This window comes from Burkholderia sp. 3C (genome assembly GCF_054589155.1).
On the sequence record NZ_BAAILN010000070.1, the window covers coordinates 1 to 1,242 of the forward strand.

General features: G+C 59.4%; 1 protein-coding gene. It reads left to right on the forward strand.

Annotated elements, in window-relative coordinates:
• The coding region (locus ACYP33_RS12835) for a phospholipase D-like domain-containing protein (RefSeq protein ID WP_459622109.1) at nt 1-1,242 on the forward strand (1,242 nt) is incomplete at both ends.

Consider the following 1,242-nt stretch of genomic DNA (forward strand, 5'->3'; position numbering starts at 1 on the left):
CGAACCCGGGATATGACCTGGTGCGCAGCGCGTTCACGCAAAACGAGAACACGACCCAGCTCGAATATGACCGGCAGTGGTATTACCTGGCTCGGATCACGCCGTCGCCGGCACAACGGGAACTCTCCGAATCTTTGCGGCGTTCAACTCGACCCGATGCCCAAGGCGCGAGCGCGAAGCCGTGGGAGAACATTCAGGTGGTCACGCGCGACTTTTCCCTGTTTGATCGGCTGGAAATCATGTACCGCGAGTCGAGATTCCGTTCGGATACCAACGTCGGCAAGGCGGGGGTAATTGGCGGATATGGACTCGGTCCATCGCATCACCAAAAGACGGTGCTGGTTGATTACGAGGCGCCGAGTCAGGCCGTTGGTTTTGTGATGGGACATAACACTCTCGACGCCTATTGGGATAACGATGCGCACAGCTATGCACGCATGCACGCCCGATTTGGGCGCAATGGAGAAACGCCGCGCCAGGATATGTCCGCGCGGGTGACCGGGCCGATTCTCGAACATCTGAACGTGAATTTCTGCCGCGCCTGGCAGCGCAATGCGCATGTCGATCTGTTGAGCAAACGCAAGGCATTGGCCGCACAGCTGAAAGTTCGGCCGGAGTTGGGCACGCCGCTCATGGCGCAGATCGTCCGTACGCAGTCGCAGGAGGGCGTGCGCAACATCGAGGCGCTCTACTTGCAGGCGGCCAATAACGCCACGCAGTTTATCTACATCGAGAACCAGTATTTCCGGTGGGAACCGCTTGCCGCGAAGATCAAGTCGGTTGCGCAGACGCACGTATCTGCAGGGCGCGATCCCGGCAAGCATGGCCCGCTGTATCTGTTCGTGGTGACGAACTCGACCGACGACGCGGTGGGAATGGGCACGGGTACGACGTACGACATGCTCGATAGTCTCGGACGTGCGGACACCATGCCCAACGTGGCGCGGCTGGAGCGTGGCGAGCAACTCGGGATCGATGTGCAGCGTGCCGTCAACGAGGTCGCGGTGGCGCATTACGACCATGGCGCCAGTGGTCCGGTACGGCAGGAAGCCGCGAGAAAGAAAATCAAGGATTTGGAGCAGAAGCTTCAGGACAACGCCGACGAAAAAAAGCCGATCCTGCCTCAAGACATTCCAGGCTTGAAAGTTCATGTCTGCACGCTGGTGGCGCCGGATTCACCGGCCAAGCAGTGGATGCCGGTGTACGTGCACAGCAAGATCATGATCGTGGACGATGTGTTCC